Annotated in this window: 16 protein-coding genes and 5 pseudogenes; 9 read left to right on the forward strand and 12 right to left on the reverse strand. The window is 67.9% G+C overall.

The genetic code is table 11. From position 1 onward, the window contains the following. The 4 genes and pseudogenes from EHS43_RS17120 to EHS43_RS17135 all read right to left on the reverse strand — a co-directional run. Positions 1-596: pseudogene (locus EHS43_RS17120) on the reverse strand (IS701 family transposase); the annotation flags it as partial. Positions 597-676: 80 nt separating this feature from the next. Beyond that, a pseudogene (locus tag EHS43_RS47790) lies at positions 677-769 on the reverse strand (LysR family transcriptional regulator); the annotation flags it as partial. A 23-nt stretch (positions 770-792) separates the two neighbouring features. Further along, a pseudogene (locus EHS43_RS17130) lies at positions 793-1149 on the reverse strand (zinc ribbon domain-containing protein); the annotation flags it as partial. Between the two features lie 204 nt (positions 1150-1353). Further along, positions 1354-2787, reverse strand: coding sequence for a glycoside hydrolase family 43 protein (locus EHS43_RS17135; RefSeq protein WP_125191638.1), 1434 nt, complete (start codon positions 2785-2787; stop codon positions 1354-1356). A gap of 559 nt (positions 2788-3346) precedes the next feature. On the opposite strand from EHS43_RS17135, the gene EHS43_RS17140 reads away from it, so the two are divergent. The 5 genes from EHS43_RS17140 (at position 3347) to EHS43_RS17160 (ending at position 8326) form a co-directional block, all read left to right on the forward strand. After that, positions 3347-4771, forward strand: coding sequence for a family 43 glycosylhydrolase (locus tag EHS43_RS17140; RefSeq protein WP_125191649.1), 1425 nt, complete (start codon positions 3347-3349; stop codon positions 4769-4771). 110 nt (positions 4772-4881) lie between these two features. Then, entirely contained in the window at positions 4882-5841 is a 960-nt protein-coding gene (locus tag EHS43_RS17145; protein ID WP_125191639.1) for a helix-turn-helix domain-containing protein, read from the forward strand. Positions 5842-5849: 8 nt separating this feature from the next. Then, positions 5850-6311 carry a cupin domain-containing protein gene (locus tag EHS43_RS17150; RefSeq protein WP_125191640.1) on the forward strand — a complete coding sequence of 154 codons (462 nt, stop codon included), beginning with the start codon at positions 5850-5852 and terminating at the stop codon, positions 6309-6311. Continuing rightward, positions 6308-7222, forward strand: coding sequence for an NAD(P)-dependent alcohol dehydrogenase (locus tag EHS43_RS17155; RefSeq protein ID WP_260470572.1), 915 nt, complete (start codon positions 6308-6310; stop codon positions 7220-7222). The genes EHS43_RS17150 and EHS43_RS17155 overlap by 4 nt, the downstream gene beginning before the upstream one ends. Before the next feature lie 531 nt (positions 7223-7753). Beyond that, positions 7754-8326, forward strand: coding sequence for a DM13 domain-containing protein (locus EHS43_RS17160; RefSeq protein ID WP_125191641.1), 573 nt, complete (start codon positions 7754-7756; stop codon positions 8324-8326). A gap of 15 nt (positions 8327-8341) precedes the next feature. On the opposite strand, the pseudogene EHS43_RS17165 reads toward EHS43_RS17160, so the two are convergent. After that, positions 8342-8564 (reverse strand): annotated as a pseudogene (locus EHS43_RS17165) (AhpC/TSA family protein); the annotation flags it as partial. A 104-nt stretch (positions 8565-8668) separates the two neighbouring features. Here EHS43_RS17165 and EHS43_RS48945 point away from each other — a divergent pair. The 3 genes and pseudogenes from EHS43_RS48945 to EHS43_RS47795 all read left to right on the forward strand — a co-directional run. After that, a complete protein-coding gene (locus EHS43_RS48945; protein WP_125191642.1) occupies positions 8669-8938 on the forward strand; it encodes a methyltransferase in 270 nt (89 codons plus the stop codon). A gap of 158 nt (positions 8939-9096) precedes the next feature. After that, a complete protein-coding gene (locus EHS43_RS17175) occupies positions 9097-9987 on the forward strand; it encodes an SDR family oxidoreductase (protein WP_125191643.1) in 891 nt (296 codons plus the stop codon). Between the two features lie 354 nt (positions 9988-10341). Continuing rightward, positions 10342-10471, forward strand: a pseudogene (locus EHS43_RS47795) (IS5/IS1182 family transposase); the annotation flags it as partial. Positions 10472-10523: 52 nt separating this feature from the next. Here EHS43_RS47795 and EHS43_RS17180 read toward each other — a convergent pair. Then, positions 10524-11588 carry a hypothetical protein gene (locus EHS43_RS17180; protein ID WP_125191644.1) on the reverse strand — a complete coding sequence of 355 codons (1065 nt, stop codon included), beginning with the start codon at positions 11586-11588 and terminating at the stop codon, positions 10524-10526. A 530-nt stretch (positions 11589-12118) separates the two neighbouring features. Between EHS43_RS17180 and EHS43_RS17185 the strand changes: the two genes are divergently transcribed. Further along, on the forward strand, positions 12119-12328 hold the full coding sequence (locus EHS43_RS17185) for a hypothetical protein (protein WP_312023425.1): 210 nt from the start codon (positions 12119-12121) through the stop codon (positions 12326-12328). A 243-nt stretch (positions 12329-12571) separates the two neighbouring features. Here the strand turns inward: EHS43_RS17185 and EHS43_RS17190 are convergent, their stop codons facing one another. The 6 genes from EHS43_RS17190 to EHS43_RS17215 all read right to left on the reverse strand — a co-directional run bounded on the left by EHS43_RS17190 (position 12572) and on the right by EHS43_RS17215 (position 17236). Next, positions 12572-12940 (reverse strand): hypothetical protein, encoded by a 369-nt coding sequence (locus EHS43_RS17190; RefSeq protein WP_125191645.1) that lies wholly within the window; start codon positions 12938-12940, stop codon positions 12572-12574. A 529-nt stretch (positions 12941-13469) separates the two neighbouring features. Next, a complete protein-coding gene (locus EHS43_RS17200; protein ID WP_125191646.1) occupies positions 13470-14411 on the reverse strand; it encodes an ABC transporter permease in 942 nt (313 codons plus the stop codon). Continuing rightward, on the reverse strand, positions 14398-15195 hold the full coding sequence (locus tag EHS43_RS17205) for an ABC transporter ATP-binding protein (protein WP_125191651.1): 798 nt from the start codon (positions 15193-15195) through the stop codon (positions 14398-14400). Before EHS43_RS17205 ends, EHS43_RS17200 begins: the two co-directional genes overlap by 14 nt. A gap of 40 nt (positions 15196-15235) precedes the next feature. Next, positions 15236-16342, reverse strand: a complete 1107-nt coding sequence (locus EHS43_RS17210; RefSeq protein ID WP_125191647.1) for an aliphatic sulfonate ABC transporter substrate-binding protein — start codon at positions 16340-16342, stop codon at positions 15236-15238. A gap of 195 nt (positions 16343-16537) precedes the next feature. Next, positions 16538-16723: a putative leader peptide gene (locus tag EHS43_RS48950; RefSeq protein ID WP_369009047.1), complete on the reverse strand. Its 186-nt coding sequence runs from the start codon at positions 16721-16723 to the stop codon at positions 16538-16540. Between the two features lie 54 nt (positions 16724-16777). Further along, positions 16778-17236, reverse strand: a complete 459-nt coding sequence (locus EHS43_RS17215; RefSeq protein WP_125191648.1) for an Rrf2 family transcriptional regulator — start codon at positions 17234-17236, stop codon at positions 16778-16780. Positions 17237-17394 lie beyond the last annotated feature (158 nt).

Consider the following 17394-nt stretch of genomic DNA (forward strand, 5'->3'; position numbering starts at 1 on the left):
TGTCGATGCCCCACGACCTGCTCTCGTCGATCATGTCCAGGGCCAGCTGCCACTTCTCCACATGCCCCACCCGGTCGGGAATGCCGCAGCGGCTGCGGCGGGCGACCTTGTCCGCATCCGCTACCAGCCCGCCGGTGCGGGGCCGGATCCCAGGACGCGGGCATGAACAGCCGCCAGTTCACCGCGGCCGAGGCATGATCGGTGGCCAGGTGCAGCGACACCCCGACCTGGCATTTGGTGACCTTGCCCGCGGTGCCGGTGTACTGCCGCGACACACACACCGAGGCGTCCCCGTCCTTGAGGAAGCCGGTGTCGTCGACGATCAACGCCTCCGGACCGATCACCTCGTGCATCCTCCAGGCCAGCCGGGCCCGCACATGGGCCGGATCCCACGGACTGGAGGTGATGAAGTGCGCCAGCGCCTGACGGTTACCGTCCTCACCGAGACGGGCCGCCATCGGCTCCACCGACTTACGCCGCCCGTCCAAAAGCAGTCCGCGCACATACGCCTGCCCCCAACGCCGCTGATCCGCACGGAAGAACCCATCGAACAACTCCGCCGCGAACGCCTCCAGGTCCTCCCGGACCCCGGCCATCTCCTCAGGTGTCACGCCATTCCAACGACGCTCGTAGAGCAGCGGACACGCATACACAAATGAAGATGACCAAGCCCTACTAGTTCCTCGGCCGCACGGGCGAAGTTCAGATGCTCGGCGACGACCATGAAGTACCGGACAAGTCGCAGATCCAGATCGGGAAGCATGCCCATGTCCACAGCTATGCGTTATGCAATCACCGCATGACGAGGTGCGAATGGAATCCGTGGCTTCCTGTTTCTTCGCGCTGTGCCAGAACGGGTTCTGGTCTTACCGGCGCTCGGCAGGCTCGTACCGCCAGTCCGGTGGCCTGTTTGATGTTGAGTGCGGCGTTGTGGTCCCGGTCGTGGACGGTGCGGCAGGCGTTGCAGGTCCATTCCCGGACGTTGAGGGGTTTGGGCCCGTCCACGGTGCCGCAGGCGTGGCGGGTCTGGGAGGCCGGTGTGAACCGGCCGATCCTGACCAGGGTGCGGCCGTACCGGACGGCTTTGTACGCCAGCATGCCGATGAAGGATGACCACTTGGCGTCGTCCACGGACTTGGCCGGCCTGGTGTCTCCTGGGCCCACGACGTCGAGTGGTCCCAGGCACATGTCGGCAGCGGATCTGCCCGTGCGCGGGAACCAGCCGGGCTTGGCAGACCCGGCCGACGCCGGCGTGCTCCGGGAGGCGCTGCCGCTCGCCCCCTGCCGGACCAGGGCCGGCAGCAGTCGCATCCCGGTGTCGTCAGCGGATCCCACGTCCCTGTCGGCGTGGGGTCAGTTCGTCACACGGAAGGTGGCGTCGCTGCGTCCCGTCGTGGTGGTGATCGGGTCGAGGCGTAGTTCGTAGGCGTAGTGGCGGATGTAGCGGTCGGGGTAGTTGTACGACTGGAACGAGGACCAGCCGGCGTCGGCGAGGCCGGCGACCTTGCGGAAGGTGGCGTCCGCGGCGAACTGGGCGGTGCCGTCGTTGTGGGCGAGCCGGAAGTCGAAGTTGAAGTGGCGCAGGAAGTAGCCGGGGTGGTTCACCGACTCGAAGGAGACGGTGCCGGTGCCGGCCAGACCGGGGCGCAGCCGGAACTGGGCGTCCTCGGAGGGGCTTACGGTGGGATCGATGCGCACGTCGAAGTTGGTGTGGCGCACGTAGCGGTCCTGGAAGTTGTACGACTGGAGCCGCTGGGCGGGGGTGTTGGGCCAGCGGGCGAGGACGCGGCTCTCCTCGGCGGCGGTCAGGTTCATGATCCAGCCGTGGCGCTTCTTCGTGCCGCCCATGGTGTAGCTTCCCGCAGCCTGCCTCTGGTAGGAGGCGGGGTTGGACGGGTCGGTCGTCAGGACCGGCATGTAGCCGCCGCCGGTGGCGTACTGGTCGAGGTAGAGGGCCCACTTGTCGGTGCCGTTGAACTTCATCCACATCGGGCCCTCGACCATCGACCCGGTCAGGCCGATGCCGGAGAGGTCGCCGAGCCGGGTCCAGGTTCCGAGGACGGAGTTGCTGCCCTCGAGGGTGATCTGACCGTCACCGGAGGCCCGCACGTAGCGGTAGCTGCCCACTCCGGCCGGCATCTCGATGATCTGGGTGTCGATGATCTCCTGCGTGCCGGGGCGCTCGATGTAGGGCTTCGGGGTGGTGATGGTCCGGAAGTCGCTGGTGCGGGCGTAGTAGATGCGGTGCTTCGTCCTGCCGTCGAGGGGCACGTTGGTCGCCCAGTACAGGACGTAGTCGTTGGTCTCGGGATCGAAGATCGCCTCGGGCGCCCAGGCGTTGCGGCCGTCGGGGATGGTACCGGCGACGTTGAGCAGCCAGGGCTGGGACCAGGTGACCAGGTCCGTCGACTCCCACACCACCAGGTTGCGGCTGCCGTTGTTGATGGCGGCATTCCAGTCCTGGCCACAACCGATGCACAGGTCGGTGGCGATGATCCAGTACTTGCTGCCGTCGGGGGATCTCACGAATGCGGGGTCGCGCACCCCCTGCGTGCCGACCGTGGAGCGCAGCACCGTCCCGCCCCCGTTGAGGTCGTTCCAGTGCAGGCCGTCCGTGCTGTGGGAAAGGTACATCTGCTGGTTGGCCGCCCCCTCACCGGTGAAGTGCACCATCAGGTAACCCGGTTCGGCTGCGTCGGCTTGTTGGGGTGCGGTCAGGGCCTGGCCGGCGAGGAGGAGGCATGCGGCGAGCAGTATCACCGTCAGCCGGGCGCGGAGCGCGTACATGTGGATCTCCTGTCTTCACGATCCGGAAGGGGGGCGGATCCGGGCAACGGTGTGCCTCCCGGGATGCGGCGCGTCTCCCGTGTTTCCGGCGCCTGCGAAGTGCCGCATTCGTGCGCGGCTTCGGCCTCCTTTCTGTGCGGCTTCCCGCTCTCCGCGGTTCCTGGTGTCTGTGGCCCGGCACGCGGTGGCCGCCTTCGGAATGCTGCGATATCAGCGGCGGTGACCGAGATGCCTCTGTCTCCTTGGTCAACGGGAGCCGCCCCGTCACGTGGTGCGATATGCCGAACGCCGTTCGCAGAATCGGGCAGAGGCTAGGTGGAGGAATCATGGTGCGTCAATACATCCGACGCCCATGGGGCTTTCGTGGCAGGCGTCGGCCAACTCGTGGGGTGCTGGTTTGGCCAAAGTGTTGACGACGGCGCGCGCAGGACTTAGGTTCTGGCCGAATTTACGAACGCCGTTCGAAATACCGGCAGTTGAGTGGTCGTCTTCTCTGCGCCGCCCGCACCAGAGGGAGCAATCCGTGAGAGTTGAGCTCACCCGTCGATCGGTCCTCGGCTTGATCGCCGGCTCGGCCGCCGCCACCATCACCGGTGTCTCGGCCGGTGGCGCCCACGCCGCCGTGCCCACGTCACCGGGCGTGACCTACACGAACACCATCGCCGAGCAGAGGGCCGACCCGCACATCTTCAAGCACACCGACGGCTTCTACTACTTCACCGCCACGGTGCCGGCGTACGACCGGATCGTGCTGCGCCGCGCCGCCACGATCCAGGGGCTGTCCTCGGCAACCGAGACGACGATCTGGACCAAGCACGCCGGCGGTGCGATGGGCGCACACATCTGGGCCCCGGAGATCCACTTCATCGACGGCAAGTGGTACGTCTACTTCGCCGCCGGTGATGCCGACGACATCTGGCACATCCGGCCCTACGTCCTGGAGTGCGCCGCCGCGAACCCGATCACGGGGACCTGGACGGAGAAGGGACGCATCGCCCTGCCGCTGGACACCTTCTCCCTGGATGCGACGACCTTCGCCGTGAACGGCACGCGCTATCTCGCCTGGGCGCAGAACGACCCGGCCGTCGGCCGTGGCACCAACATCTACCTCGCGCAGATGTCCAGTCCATGGACCATCACGGGCAACCCGGTCATGATGAGCAGGCCCACCGCCGCGTGGGAGACCGCCGGAGGCGAGACTGTCAACGAGGGCCCGGCCGTGATCCAGCGGGGCGGCAAGGTCTTCCTGACCTTCTCGGCCAGTGCCACCGACGCCAACTACTGCATGGGCATGCTCACCGCGTCATCCTCGGCCGACCTGCTCAGCGCCTCGTCGTGGACAAAAAGCGCTGGCCCGGTCTTCGCCAGCAATGCCGCCACCAGCCAGTACGGCCCCGGACACAACCAATTCACGGTGTCCGAGGACGGAAAGTCGGACATCCTCGTCTACCACGACCGCAGCTACAAGGACATCAGCGGTTCCCCGCTCAACGACCCCAACCGCCGCACCCGCGTCCAGAAGCTTTACTGGAAGGCCGACGGCACGCCCGACTTCGGCATTCCGGTCGCCGACGGTCTCACCCCGATCCGGCTCTCTTCGTACAACTTCCCCGACCGGTTCGTCCGGCACTGGGAATACCGCGCCAGAATCGAGGCGAATGTCGCCCCGATCGCCGACTCGCAGTTCCGCGTCGTCACCGGCCTGGCCGGCACCGGTACCGTCTCCCTGGAATCGGCGATTTTCCCCGGCTACTTCCTGCGCCACAAGAACAACGAGGTGTGGGTGGACAAGAATGACGGGACGGCGCTCTTCGCCGGTGACGCCTCCTTCATCGCCCGGGCCGGGCTCGCGGACTCCGCGGGGGTCTCGTACGAGTCCTTCAACCTGCCGGGCTGCTACATCCGCCACTACAACTACCTGCTGTACGTCCAGGCTGTCAGCACGACGACCGCCCAGTCGGACGCGACGTTCTTCACCCAGTGAGCAGTCCACCGCGTACACCAGAGCCTGGGAGAGCAGATGCGGGGCCGGCGCCGCCGGAACACACGCCGAGCACCGTGCCCGAGGAGAAGTGTCGCCGTTATCGTTGACCGGTGATCGGCGACCTTGAGACGCTCCAGAAGGAGCTGGCTGCCAGCGGGTTTCCGCCGCTGGTCAACAAGCTGGCCGGGGCCGGCTTCCGGGGCCGGATAGCAACCCGTGACCTCGGGCCGCTGCGGCTGGTGTCCCTCGGCACGCCAGAGAGCTCCTGCATCGGGCGGGAGCGCGACGCCTCCGACGGCGACAACCTGGCGGTCAAGGTGATGGCCAGGGGCCGCACGCGGATCGAGCAAGGGCACGGCTACGCCGAACTCGGGCCCACCGACCTGGTGTTGCTCGATCCCACGCGCACGCTCCGGTTCGAGAGCACCGCCGCAGAGCACGTCACCATTCTGGTTCCGCGCCGGGAGCTTCGGATTCGGCCCGCGCAGATCGACCGGCTCATCGGCGTACGCATCGACGGCAGCCACGGCCCGGGCGCCCTCGTCTCCGTGCTGGCCCGGGAGTCGGCGCGGTCGGCGACCGGATTCCGCGAGTCGGAGGCGTTGCGGTCGGCGGCGGCCGTCGTCGAGCTGATCGCGGTCGCACTGGAGGCCCGGCTCGGCGACGAACAACCGGCCCCGGACGACTGGCTGCGGGACCGGATCGCCGGCTACATCGAGGCGCGGCTGGCCGATCCCGATCTGTCCCCGCCCGGCATCGCCGCCGCCCACAACATATCCGTACGCCGGCTGCACAAGCTCTTCGAGGACCAGCCGCTCACTGTCGCGGCCCTGATCCGCCGTCGTCGCCTGGAGCGCTGCCGCGCCGAGCTGACCGGAAGCGGACGTACGGTCACCGCCGTGGCCGCCCGGTGGGGATTCTCCGATCCCACCCATTTCAGCAAGCTCTTCAAGGCGACGTACGGCTACAACGCCCGTGCACTGGTAACCAGCAAGCGTGCGCAGACGACCAAGACGCGCACAGCCGGCCCGGGAAAGGATGGTGGTGACCAAGGCAGACAAGAGCCATAGGAGAAGTCGTGGCGAAGGTAAACATCGTCCGCCCCGGTGAGGGCGAGATCCTCGGCAGCGGGGCGCAGCAGATCCGCATCCTGGAGAGCGGCGAGCACACCGACCACCGGCTGGGGTTCGCCGAGGTCACCATTCCGCCGGGCACCCCGAGCCCGTTGCAGCATCGCCACGCTCAGCATGACGAGGGCTTCTACGTGCTGGCGGGAACTTTCCGGTTCACCGTCGGCGAGGACCAGTACGACGCCGGGCCGGGCACCTGGGTCATCGTGCCGACCGGGGCGCCGCACACGTTCGCCAACGTCGGCGACGAGAACGCGGTCATGCTGAACACCTTCACGCCGGACCTGTACGTGCAGTACTTCCGCGACTTCAAGGCCATGATCGATTCCGGGCAGCCGGTCAACGCCGAGACCATGGAACCGCTCTGGAAGAACTACGCCACCGAGATCTCGAACGAGTACGCCTCGTGAAACGCCTTCAATACGACCGCTACGGCGGCCCGGAGGTGATGCGGCTGGCTGAGTTCGAGCCACCGCGCCCGGTTCAGGATGAGGTACTCGTCCGCGTCCGAGCAGCGGCTGCCAACGCGCTGGACTGGAAGATGCGCAACGGCGAGATGAAGCTGATGACCGGCCGCTCCTTTCCTCGGGCGATGGGGCACGACTTCGCCGGAGTCGTCGAGGCGGTCGGCGCCGGCGTCACCCGTCTGAAGGCCGGCGACGCGGTACTCGGCCTGGCTCGGTTCCGGCAGGCGGGGGCGTTCGCCGGCATGGTGACGGCCCCGGAGGCTGCGGTCGTGCTCAAACCGGTGGACCTGTCGTACGAGCAGGCCGCCGCCCTGCCGACCGTGGGCGTGACCGCCTACCAGGCCACGGCGGAACTCCGGCCCGGGCAGGCGGTCTTCGTCAACGGATGCCTGGGTGGTGTGGGCCGGGCCGCCGTCCAGTTCGCCCGGGCGCGGGGAGCCTCGGTCGCAGGCAGTTGCCGCAATCCTGCGACCGACGAGGCCCGCGCGCTCGGAGTCGAACCGGTCGTGGGTTTCGGGTTCGACCCGGCCGCCCTCGCGGAACGGTTCGATCTCGTCTTCGACACGCCCGGCACACTTCCCTTCGCCGTGTCCCGAACGCTGCTGAAGCCGGGCGGAACCATCGTCGACATCGTCCCAACCCCGGCCAAGATGATCAGAAGCGCACTGCCCGGCCCGTTCCGGGCGATGATGGGCTGGCCGACGACCGCCGACCTGGAGGAGATGGCCCGGACCCTCCGCCTGCCCATCGCCCGTACCGTCCCGTTGGCCGATGCGATTCCCGCCCTGACGGAGCTGGAGCGAGAGCAGCGCCCGAAGGGCGGCAAACTGGTCATCGCCATGGACGAAGGATGAGTCGGGCCGAGCCAAGGGTGTCTCGTGACTGCTCTTGGCAGCGATCACTGACCGACTCGCGATCAGCCCGTGAGGGCGAAGTTGTGCAGGTGGGCGATGCGGTGGTCCCGCAGGAATCACCTCGGGGTTCGCGGTAGCCGCCGTCAGTCATAACCGGACGCCGGCCAGTTCCTGGTCGATGCCGGAGGTGCGGTAGACGGTGCAGTCCGCGCACCTCCACCTGTGCGCTGACACCTGATTTCAGTAACGTTCAGTCCTCTGGCCCGTGGACCGCAGCCAGCAAGGGCCCGAACGGGTCCAGAACCGCCACGGCCCCACGCAGATCCCCCAGCCCCCGCAGCAGTAGCAGGCCGCCCGGCGGCCGGGGCAATCGCAGGGCCGGGATCCGGTTCACCGTCCCGCAGAGCCGTGATCTGGTCCCCTCCGGTCGTTCGGACGTAAGGATTCCGTCATCTGGCCTCCGGATGTGTCACGGCCGCCTGATCCGTTGAATGAGGTGTCGACAGAAAACTCCGACGAATTGGGGCCGGGATGAGGCGTGGGCGGAAGACGCTGGGCAGGCCGTTGGGTGTGGGGGCGTTGGTGGTGGTCATTGCCGCCGTCGGCTTCGGACTGTATTGGTTCCAGCCGTGGAAGCTGTGGCAGGACGAGACAGTGGACGAGACGCTCCCGGGTGTCGTAGCCACGGCCCGATCCATGCCCGAGCCCTCCACATCCCGCGTGTCCGAGGTGCCCGGCCCGGCCGAGCAGCCGCAGACGGTGGCCAGCGGCGAGCTGATCAGCCACGAGCACGCCACCTCGGGGACGGTGAAACTCGTACGGCTCGCGGACGGCTCCCATGTCGTCCGGCTGGAGAATCTCGACACCAGCAACGGCCCGGACCTGCGGGTGTGGTTGACCGACGCTCCGGTGAAGGAGGGAACCGCGGGCTGGCGGGTGTTCGACGACGGGAAGCATGTCAGCCTCGGCAAGCTCAAGGGCAACAAAGGGAGCCAGAATTACACCGTGCCCCCCGATGTCGACCCTGCGGGCTTCACCAGCGTGAGCATCTGGTGCGACCGTTTCGACGTGTCCTTCGGTGCGGCCGAACTCGCCCGTGCCTGACGGGCGATGTCGCCGTCATCGAAGCAGGGCGTCCAGCGCGGCGAGTATCTCGGCCGGTTCTGCCCGCCTCGTGTAGTCGGCGTCGGCGAAGGCCCAGCGGATCATTCCATCGCGGTCGATGACGTAGGTGGCGGGCAGTGGGAGGGTGCCCGGCGTTGACGCGCTGGAGGTCGAAGCCGAGCTTGTCGTAGACGGTGGCGAGGTCCTCGGGGAGGTCGAAGGCGAGGCCGTATCGGCGTCTCGCGGGCCAGTGGCACCACCGCCCCAGGTCATCCGTTCGACAGGGGGTCCAGCTATGCCGGGCCCGGAGGCCAGCGGCCCCATTGCAGGACCGTGACGAGGATGACGGTGGGATCTCGGTTGCTCATCGAACAGGTCGTGTCCGCCGGTGACGAGCCGCATCCGTCCAAGCACATGGACCTGGTCATGGTGAGCCTGCTCGGTGTGAGGGAGCGCACCGAGAGCGAGTACCGGGCGTTGCTCGGCGCGGCGGGCTTCCGTAATGAGCGGGTCGGTCAAGCCATAACGTCCGGTCGAGGAGCGGACTCACGGAGAACACGGGGCCGTCGACGTGCGCCTGCCTGCCGATCTTCTTCAGCCAGGCGTCCGTGAGGGTTTTCCAACCTCAGGACTGCCCCCCGGCTCCCGCCATGACTGACCTCCAACCTGCACAGCGCCCCATCCGGCTGTTCGGGTGGGAGGTGGCTTCCGCCAGGTGTATGTGGGAACCCGGTGATCCAGAACACCGCACGATCACAAGGGAGGCCTACGTGGGCGACGAGCAGCACGCTCAGCAGGATCCGACGACACAGCACCCCAGGCCCGGCTTCCCCTCGCAGGATCAGCCGCATCCGGGGTGGACGGGCCCGATGGACCCGCCGCCGGACCACGGCGAGGACTCCTACCGGGGTTCCGGCCGGTTGGATGGCCGGAAGACGGTCATCACGGGCGGCGACTCAGGCATTGGCCGGGCCGTGGCTCTGGCGTTCGCCCGTGAGGGCGCCGACGTGCTGTTCACCTACCTGGAGCAGGAGGCGGACGACGCGGCGGAGACGACCCGGCTGGTGAACGACGCCGGACGCAAGGCGATCGCCGTCCCCTGCGACATCCGCGAGGAGGACGAGTGCCGGGCGGTCGTCGGCAGGGCGGTCGAGGAGTTCGGCCGCATTGACGTCCTGGTGAACAACGCGGCGTACCAGATGTCTCAGCCGGACGGAATCGAGGCGATCTCGACAGAGCAGTTCGACCGGGTGATGCGAACGAACCTCTACGGCATGTTCTGGCTGACCAGGCATGCCCTGCCGCACGTCCCGGAGGGCGGCAGCGTCATCAACTCCACCTCGGTACAGGCATACAAGCCCAGCCCGCACCTGCTGGACTACGCGATGACCAAGGGCGCGATCGTCACCTTCACGCAGGGACTGGCGCAGATGCTGGCGGAGCGCGGCATCCGCGTCAACGCTGTGGCACCCGGCCCGGTGTGGACGCCGTTGATCCCCGCGACCATGCCCGACACGGCGGAGTTCGGGAAGCAGACCCCGCTGGGCCGACCGGCACAGCCGGCCGAACTGGCTCCCGCGTACGTCTACCTCGCCTCACAGGAAGCGAGCTTCATCACCGCCGAAATCCTCAACGCGACCGGCGGTACCCCCCTGCCGTGACGTCACCGCGACGCCGCCCCCCTGCCTGCGCCGCGGGTGGTCCCCCCGTGGCGGCGCGGGATCGCCACCCATCCCGGGCGTCGAGTCGCTGCCGGTAGTACGTCGGCCTGTCCGTCGAGAACGGGTACCGTTGGGATGACGCCTGGCCGCCGGCACCGCCAACGCCTATGTCGCCACCGTCGTCGGCCGCCTAGCCCGGCCGACGCCCGGCCTGCCGCAGGTCCTGCGGGAAGCCGTTCCCGACCATGTTCCGCTCGACGTAACACTCGCCGAGTGCGACCGGGGCAGCGACAGCTGGGCCGACTTCTCCAAGAAGTACCGACGCCGCTGCAGGCGAAGCCGGCGCAGGAGGAAGGCGTGAACGTGCGGGTCATCGCGGATGCCGGCAGGGAGGTGGTGGTGGATCTCGCCTCCACTGCCGGGCCGTGCCGACAACCTGACCGCGGCCCGCAGCCACCGCATCATCAGGGCCCTGTCAGCGGCACGACCACCAGGCCAACGAAGCGTCACGCGCCTGAAGTCCTGGCGATTTCCGGTCAAGTACAGGAACGGACCACGCCGTCGTCGGCGAGCAGTAAAGACTGCCGGGCACCCGGGTGGTAGTGCGTGGGAGAGAAGCCGGCGACGGTGGCCAGAAGCTTCCCCTCGGCCGGATCCCATATGGACAGATCTGTGTCACCACAACTGAACAGGTGGGTGCCGTCGCTGAAGAAGCGTCCGGTCGGGCCCTCGATTGCAAGGAGCTCTGCGGCCGTCGGCATCTGCCACAGACCAGTCTGACCCGATCTGCTCGTGTCGAAGATCCGTGCCCCTGGCCGCATGACATCGTCGTCATCGCCGAGGCCCTCGACGGCGACCCGGCTGGAGTCGATCCAGGTCATGGCGTGGTCCCAGTAGTACTCTCGCCCGCAGACATCAACCCGGCTGGGACCGTCCTCGGACTCCCAGACGTTGCCGTCGATCCATGGGTCCAGATCCCACACCGCAGGCATCCCAACGGGATGCCAGACCCAGCCGTCGTCCAGGATCCGCTTCCCATCAGGGCTCACATACAGCGAGCCGTGGAAGTAGTCGAGGTGGTGCTCCGGCATGGTGTCCGCGTTTGCCTGAGCGAGAAGCGAGCGATCAGTCAATAAAGCCCCCGTCTGTGCGTCCGACACGTCCAGCCGGTTCCAGGCCGTGCGGTGGACCACCACGCAACGCCCACGGCTCTGCGCGAACTCCAGTGAGAACGGCACGGTCCCCTCGTGACCGCCCTGGTTGTCCAGGGCCAGGGTCACCTCGCCGGTCCGGAGGTCGAGCACCTCGCCGAAGCGGCCGTAGTCGTTGACCACCGCGGCGAACCTGCCGTCGTGGGAGGCGTGCAGGCGCCTGCGGAGCCGGCGGCCGTTCCATGGCTCGCGATCGGATTCCGCCGGAACGGTGGTGGAGGCGACGATCTCGTGATGACCGGCTGCCACATCCCACCGACTGATCTTGCCATCCTCGCTCAGCGCCAGCCACACAGGGCGATCGCGATCACGTACCGGCGCCAGATCGGCGAGAGTACCCAGACGCGGTGGCACCGGGATCTCGCAGACGGCGTCGTTGCCACCGATCATCGCTGCCCCCGCTCCCCAAACCGAGCCGACAGCATATCCGTGCGTGGCCGAGGGCTCGCCTTGACCAGATCAGCTGATTTCGCCGAGATCCCACTACGGCCCCGTCGCGCGAAGCCAGCCCCCGCCGTGCGACCGTGCAACCACTATGCGCAGTGGGGACATCCGGGCGCGGGGAGCTGACGTTCGTCCTGAGCAAGTGCGGACAAGTCTGCGTCTGCTGTTCTCTGCTTCGCCCCGCCCCCACTTGGGGCGGTCGGCCGGCGGATGTCAGGGGCAACCTCGTTGACCGCATCGCCGAGGCGCAAAGGGAGGGCCGGCTCGGCGAGATCGAAGGGCTCCGCGTGAGCCTGGCCTGCGCCGAGTCCAAGATCGTCAGATAGGAACTGCGTCGACTTTCTCAGTCTTGCTGTAGTACCGCCCGACCGGCGCCTCGATACAGGCCACTATGCGCGGCCCCGGCGGCACGACGACACCGACCGGCTCCAGTTGCAGCGCACGGAGCTCGTCGTAAGACGGAGCCTGTCTGATGATTGTCGAATGGACGTTCACTGTCTGTCCCACACGGCAAGGCGGCCCACGGGTGCGCGTGGACCACCGGTTCGTGCGGGCTGGCGTACGGGCTGCTGGACGTCGTCGAGTTCCTGCGTCTCGCGGGCCCGGACGGCGTCGACGATGTGTGGGTGCAGCAGTCCGCGTTGATCGAGTGGCGTGGTGGAGGCCCGGAGGGCTGGGTGCCCTGACGTACGGCTGGCGGCCCGAGGCTTCGTGGGCAGTGCACGTGGTACGACCCCACAAAGTGAGTCGCACCGCGCGATGTGCGGGGCCTGCGGCTTCCGTGTCTGTGCCCGTACGGCGGCCTGCTCGATGTGGGTGTTGGTCGGGGGCGGCAGTGGGTGCATGCGAGTGCCGACGGTACGGTCAGCCGATTCCTCACCCCGGTGTTCATGTGCTTCGTCAGGTGGTGGCCGCCGCAGCCGTCGGGGTCAGTCCTGCCAGTCCAGTTGTGGCTCGGGGATTCCGATGGAGCGTGCGTAGTCCTGTGCCTGTTGACGTCCTTCGGCCTGCTTGCGCGGATAGCGGAAGATCTTGTCGGCGAAGATCACGAACGCCTCCGTGGTGGTGTTGTAGTTGACGTACCAGCCTCCGGTCGGGGCCAGGCAGGCAGCCAGCTGACCGGCCAGGCGCTCGGCGTCGGCCTCCTCGGCGGCGAAGTCCAGGAGCGTCCATTGCTGCGGCTGCTCGGCCGCCGTGTTGTTCACCGCCACCCTGGCGATCTTGGTGATGTGCAGGGGGACTCCGGCCAACTCCGTTTCGAGCCGCAGACTTTCCGCGATCAGCACGCCTTCAAGCATCTGGTCCTCCTTGGTCTCGACGCGGTGAGAGTAGCGAGGACCTGTGACAGTGGCAGACCGGCACCGGGTCAGCCGTTAGGGAAGAGGGGATACCAGTCGCTTGGTGGTCTGTTGCCGGTGAGGATGAGGGATCGGTCTTGCCGTTCGCGCCCTGGCGGACGTCCTGGCGGCCGGCCGAGGAGCTGGGCGACGTGTGTCCTCCCGGCGCCGACGGGTCCGAACAGGATGGCGGACTCGCAGGAGTGGAGCCGTGGCCCGCTGCTCGAACTTGGCTTTGTGCAGTCGGCGTGCGAGCGCGACGGACTCGCGGCGGGTGATCTCGTCGTGGCAGGGGACCTGGAGGAAGTCGAGGTGTCCGAGTTCGCCTTTCCGGGCCTGGGTGAGGTGGGCGTCGGGGGTTTCGCATCCAGGACAGCCGCAGGGTCTTGAGAGAGTCGCGCAGGGCGGTGGTCATCAGGCTCATCGGGCTGGCTCCGCAGTGTCACCGCCTTCCTGGTCGTCGTGGACGCTGTCGGGCATCCAGGTGGTTTCAGCGGGTGACCAGCAGGCCCCGGCCGCGCAGCACCCGCCGCTCCAGCGGGCTGAAGATCAGCAGGTCGATGGCGATGCCGACGAGCAGGATGAGGAAGATGGCAAGGAACACCTGCGAGATGCTGGCGTTGTTGCGCCCGTTCTCCAGCAACTGTCCGAGGCCGACGCCCAGGTCGGGTGAGGACGCGATGATCTCGGCGGCCATCAGCGATCGCCAGGAGAAGGCCCAGCCCTGCTTCAGTCCGGCCAGGTAGCCGGGGAGCGCACCCGGCATCACGATGTGCCAGGCGCCGCGCAGGCCGGTCGCACCCAGGGTGCGTCCGGCGCGTAGGAACAGCGGGGGGATCTGGTCGATGCCCGCGACGAGGCCGTTGGCGATGGAGGGGACCGCGCCGAGCAGGATCACGGCGTACATCATCGAGTTGTTGAGGCCCAGCCAGAGCACGGCGGGGGGCACCCAGGCCACGGACGGCAGCGACTGCAGTCCGGACAGGACGGGGCCGACGGCCGCCCGGACGAATTTCACCCGGGCGACCAGCAGACCGAGCGGCGTACCGATGGCGAGTGCCATCAGGAAGCCGAGCAGGCCGCGTGAATCGGATGTCCAGATGTAGCCGAGGAGCGTGCCCTGCCGCCAGGCGTCGGTCACCTCGTCCCACACCGCGGACGGCGACGGCAGCTTGTAGTCGGGGGCGACCTCGACCCACACCAACAGCTGCCAGACCGCCAGCACCAGTGCGACAGCGGTGAGGGGCGGCAGCGCCTTGCCCATCAGAGTCTCACGCAGCGGTGTACGGCCGGCCTGTACCGATTCCAGTGCGTCGAGTCCGGCCTCCAGTCCCGCCAGACCTTGTGTGCCCTGCATCTCCTGGGGCCCTCTGGCTGCCGTGGAACCGTCCTTCCCGGTCCGGGTGCCGGTGCCGGTGTCAGTGCTGACCATGGCGGCGGATCTCCCTGCGCAGTTCTTCGGTGATTTCGGCGGACAGCTCGGCGACCGCGCTGTCCTCGATGCGGCGCGGTTGCGGGATGCCGACGGTCCATTCCCGGGCGATCCGGCCCGGCCGCGAGGACAGCAGCACCACGCGCTGCGCCAGCTTCACCGCCTCCCGCACGTTGTGCGTCACGAACAGCACCGACAGCCCCGTCTCGTGCCAGATGCGGGTCAGCTCGTCGTGCAGGACGTCGCGGGTGATGGCGTCCAGCGCGGCGAACGGTTCGTCCATCAGCAGCAGTCGGCTGTCCTGGGCGAGCGCGCGGGCCAGTGCGACGCGCTGGCGCATACCGCCCGAGAGTTCGTGCACCCGCTTGCCGTACGCGCCCTGCAGCCGTACGAGCTCCAGCAGCCGTTCCGTCTCCTGACGGCGCTCCGGCTTGGCCACCTCGCGCATTTTCAGCGCCAGCTCGATGTTCTTGCCCGCGGTCAACCAGGGGAACAGGGCGTGCTCCTGGAACATCAGGGCGGGCCGGCCGTCCGTGTCGATGGAGCCCGCCGACGGCCGGTCCAGTCCCGCGACCAGGTTGAGCAGGGTGGACTTGCCGCAGCCGGAGGCCCCCAGGAGGGTGACGAACTCGCCCGGTGCGACATCGAGCGTGATGTCGTCCAGCACGAGCTGCTGCCCGCCGGGCGTGCCCGGGGCGGGGAAGGACTTCGAGACGTGCTCGATGCGGGCGGCGTGCGTCACCGCCGTGGCGTCCTCGGTCGTGTCGGTGACCGTGGTGGACATGGTCGTCACCTCCTGGGAACTCATCGGGAGCGGGATGTCGTTACTCGGCGCCGAGCCCGGCGTCGTCGACCTCGTCCTTGCCCTCGGCCTTGAGTACCTTGTTGAGCGGTGCGAGGTCGTAGATGCCCTTCAGGTCGGGCTTGTCCAGCAGGCCGGCCTTCACGGCGTGCTCCGCCTCGGTGTTGAGAGTCGAGGCCAGCGGGTCGTCGAGGAACGTGATGGACTTCCAGGCCGGGTCGATGACCTTGGCGGGCAGGGCCTTGCCCGACAGCTTCTCCAGGGCCGCATTGGCGGAGGTCTTGGCCTTGTCAGGGTTGGCGTTGATCCACTCGTTGGTCTTCACCGAGCCGCGCAGTACGGCCTCGACGACGTCCGGGTGATCCTTGAGGAAGCTCTGCGACACGATGATGTTCGTGATCACGAACTTCTTGCCGGGCCACAGCGACGACTCGTCGAGCAGCACCTTGCCGCCCTCGGCGACCAGCTTGGACGCGGTCGGCTCCGGCACCCAGGCGCCGTCGATGGAGCCGGACTTGTAGGCGTCCGGGGTGATCTTGTTGTCGGTGCGGACGACGGAGACGTCGCCCTTGCCGCTCTCGGCGTTCACCTTCCAGCCCTGCTCCGCGATCCAGTTGAGGAACGCGACGTCCTGGGTGTTGCCGAGCTGCGGGGTGGCGATCTTCTTGCCCTTGACGTCGTCCAGGGACTTGATCTTCTTCGGGTTCACGACGAGCTTCACGCCGCCGGAGGCGGAACCGCCGATGATGCGCAGGTTCTTGCCGTTCGACTTGGTGTAGCCGTTGATGGAGGGGGAGGGGCCGATCCAGCCGATGTCGATGGAGCCGGCGTTGAGCGCCTCGATCTCGGAGGGGCCGGCGTTGAAGGTGGAGGCCTTGATCGCGGTGCCGCCGAGTTCCTTCTGGAACAGGCCCTCTTGGACGCCCACCAACGCGGTGGCGTGCGTCAGGTTGGGGAAGTAGCCGATCTTCACTTCGTCGGCGGAGAGCTTCTTGGCGTCCGCCGCGACCTCGGTCTGCTTGTCGTCGTCGTCTGCGTCGGATCCGTAGCCGCAGGCGGTGAGCAGGAGGGGGAGCGCTGCTACGACGGCGATGGTGCGCAGGGCGGTGAGCGGTCTTGCGGCAGACACGGAGGTGTCCTCTCGGGGAATGGTGTGATCAGGGAGATGCCGAAAACGCGAGGCGCAAAGCTCACGGGCATGCGCCCGCGCTTCGTTCGCCGGACCTCGATGGCGGGAATGCCGTCGCGGATCCGGGAGAGGAAGTGCGCGGGGATGGGCGGGCGTGGGTGACGCTGCCGACCGAAGGATCTTCTGGCGACGGCCTCAGGCGGGCTGACAGATGGCGCTGGACGTGCGGCCGAGGTCGATGTGGCGGCGCGAGGTCAGCAGAGGGAGCGACAGGTCTGCACGGTCGTGCGATCGCATGGCCACCCCCGATTTCCCTAGTTTTCCTACCTGGCTGATAGGGATCGTGACAGAAGGCCGCGTGCTCCCCAAGGGGGTGTTCATATGATGGACGTGGCTATCTCGCTTCCTGGGATCGCCGGTTGACGACCCAGTGCGTCAGGGGTTGACCCACGCTTTCGGAGCATCGGTCAGTGCGGCTACGTCGGCGGGCAGTCGGGCCGATGCGACGTCAGCGAGGGACACGCCCTCGAGGATCTCGCGCACGTTGGACCGCAACGCGATCCACAGGGGGAGCAGTGACTCGGCGGGGCCGGTGTAGGACAGCTCCGGCGGGCGGACGCCGCGCACCGAGACCAGGGGGCCCTCCACGACGCGGATGACGTCGGCGATGCTGATCGACTCGGCGGGCCTGGCCAGCCGGTACCCGCCGTTGCCGCCGCGCTGGCTGAGCACGAGACCGCCTCGGCGCATGTCGTTCAGGATGCCTTCGAGGAACTTGTGCGGGATGTCCTGGGCGTCGGCGATGGCCTCGGCCTTCAGTGGCCCGTCATCGCGTGACGCGGCGAGCTGCAGTGCGGCACGTACCGCGTAGTCCGCTCTGGCTGAGATCCGCATGCGTCCAGTATCGCGCACGGCTTCGCCCGTCATCGGCTGCGGGCAGACGGCCGGGCGGGGGGGGGCATCAGCTCACGCCCGGCGGTCTGCCCGTACCCGATGCGGTGCTCAGGACGCGGCCGGGGTGCAGGGAGCGTCGTCGTCTCCCTCGATGACGT

The sequence above is a fragment of the Streptomyces sp. RP5T genome, assembly GCF_003933965.1.
Lineage (GTDB): Bacteria > Actinomycetota > Actinomycetes > Streptomycetales > Streptomycetaceae > Streptomyces.

What these genes read in the sequence shown, in the direction of transcription:
- EHS43_RS17180 (WP_125191644.1), bottom strand. Translation starts at nt 11,588, where the DNA reads ATGATCGGTGGCAACGACGCCGTCTGCGAGATCCCGGTGCCACCGCGT.
- EHS43_RS48950 (WP_369009047.1), bottom strand. Translation starts at nt 16,723, where the DNA reads ATGAACACCCCCTTGGGGAGCACGCGGCCTTCTGTCACGATCCCTATC.
- EHS43_RS17205 (WP_125191651.1), bottom strand. Translation starts at nt 15,195, where the DNA reads ATGTCCACCACGGTCACCGACACGACCGAGGACGCCACGGCGGTGACG.
- EHS43_RS17160 (WP_125191641.1), top strand. Translation starts at nt 7,754, where the DNA reads ATGAGGCGTGGGCGGAAGACGCTGGGCAGGCCGTTGGGTGTGGGGGCG.
- EHS43_RS48945 (WP_125191642.1), top strand. Translation starts at nt 8,669, where the DNA reads ATGACGGTGGGATCTCGGTTGCTCATCGAACAGGTCGTGTCCGCCGGT.
- EHS43_RS17190 (WP_125191645.1), bottom strand. Translation starts at nt 12,940, where the DNA reads ATGCTTGAAGGCGTGCTGATCGCGGAAAGTCTGCGGCTCGAAACGGAG.
- EHS43_RS17135 (WP_125191638.1), bottom strand. Translation starts at nt 2,787, where the DNA reads ATGTACGCGCTCCGCGCCCGGCTGACGGTGATACTGCTCGCCGCATGC.
- EHS43_RS17200 (WP_125191646.1), bottom strand. Translation starts at nt 14,411, where the DNA reads ATGGTCAGCACTGACACCGGCACCGGCACCCGGACCGGGAAGGACGGT.
- EHS43_RS17215 (WP_125191648.1), bottom strand. Translation starts at nt 17,236, where the DNA reads ATGCGGATCTCAGCCAGAGCGGACTACGCGGTACGTGCCGCACTGCAG.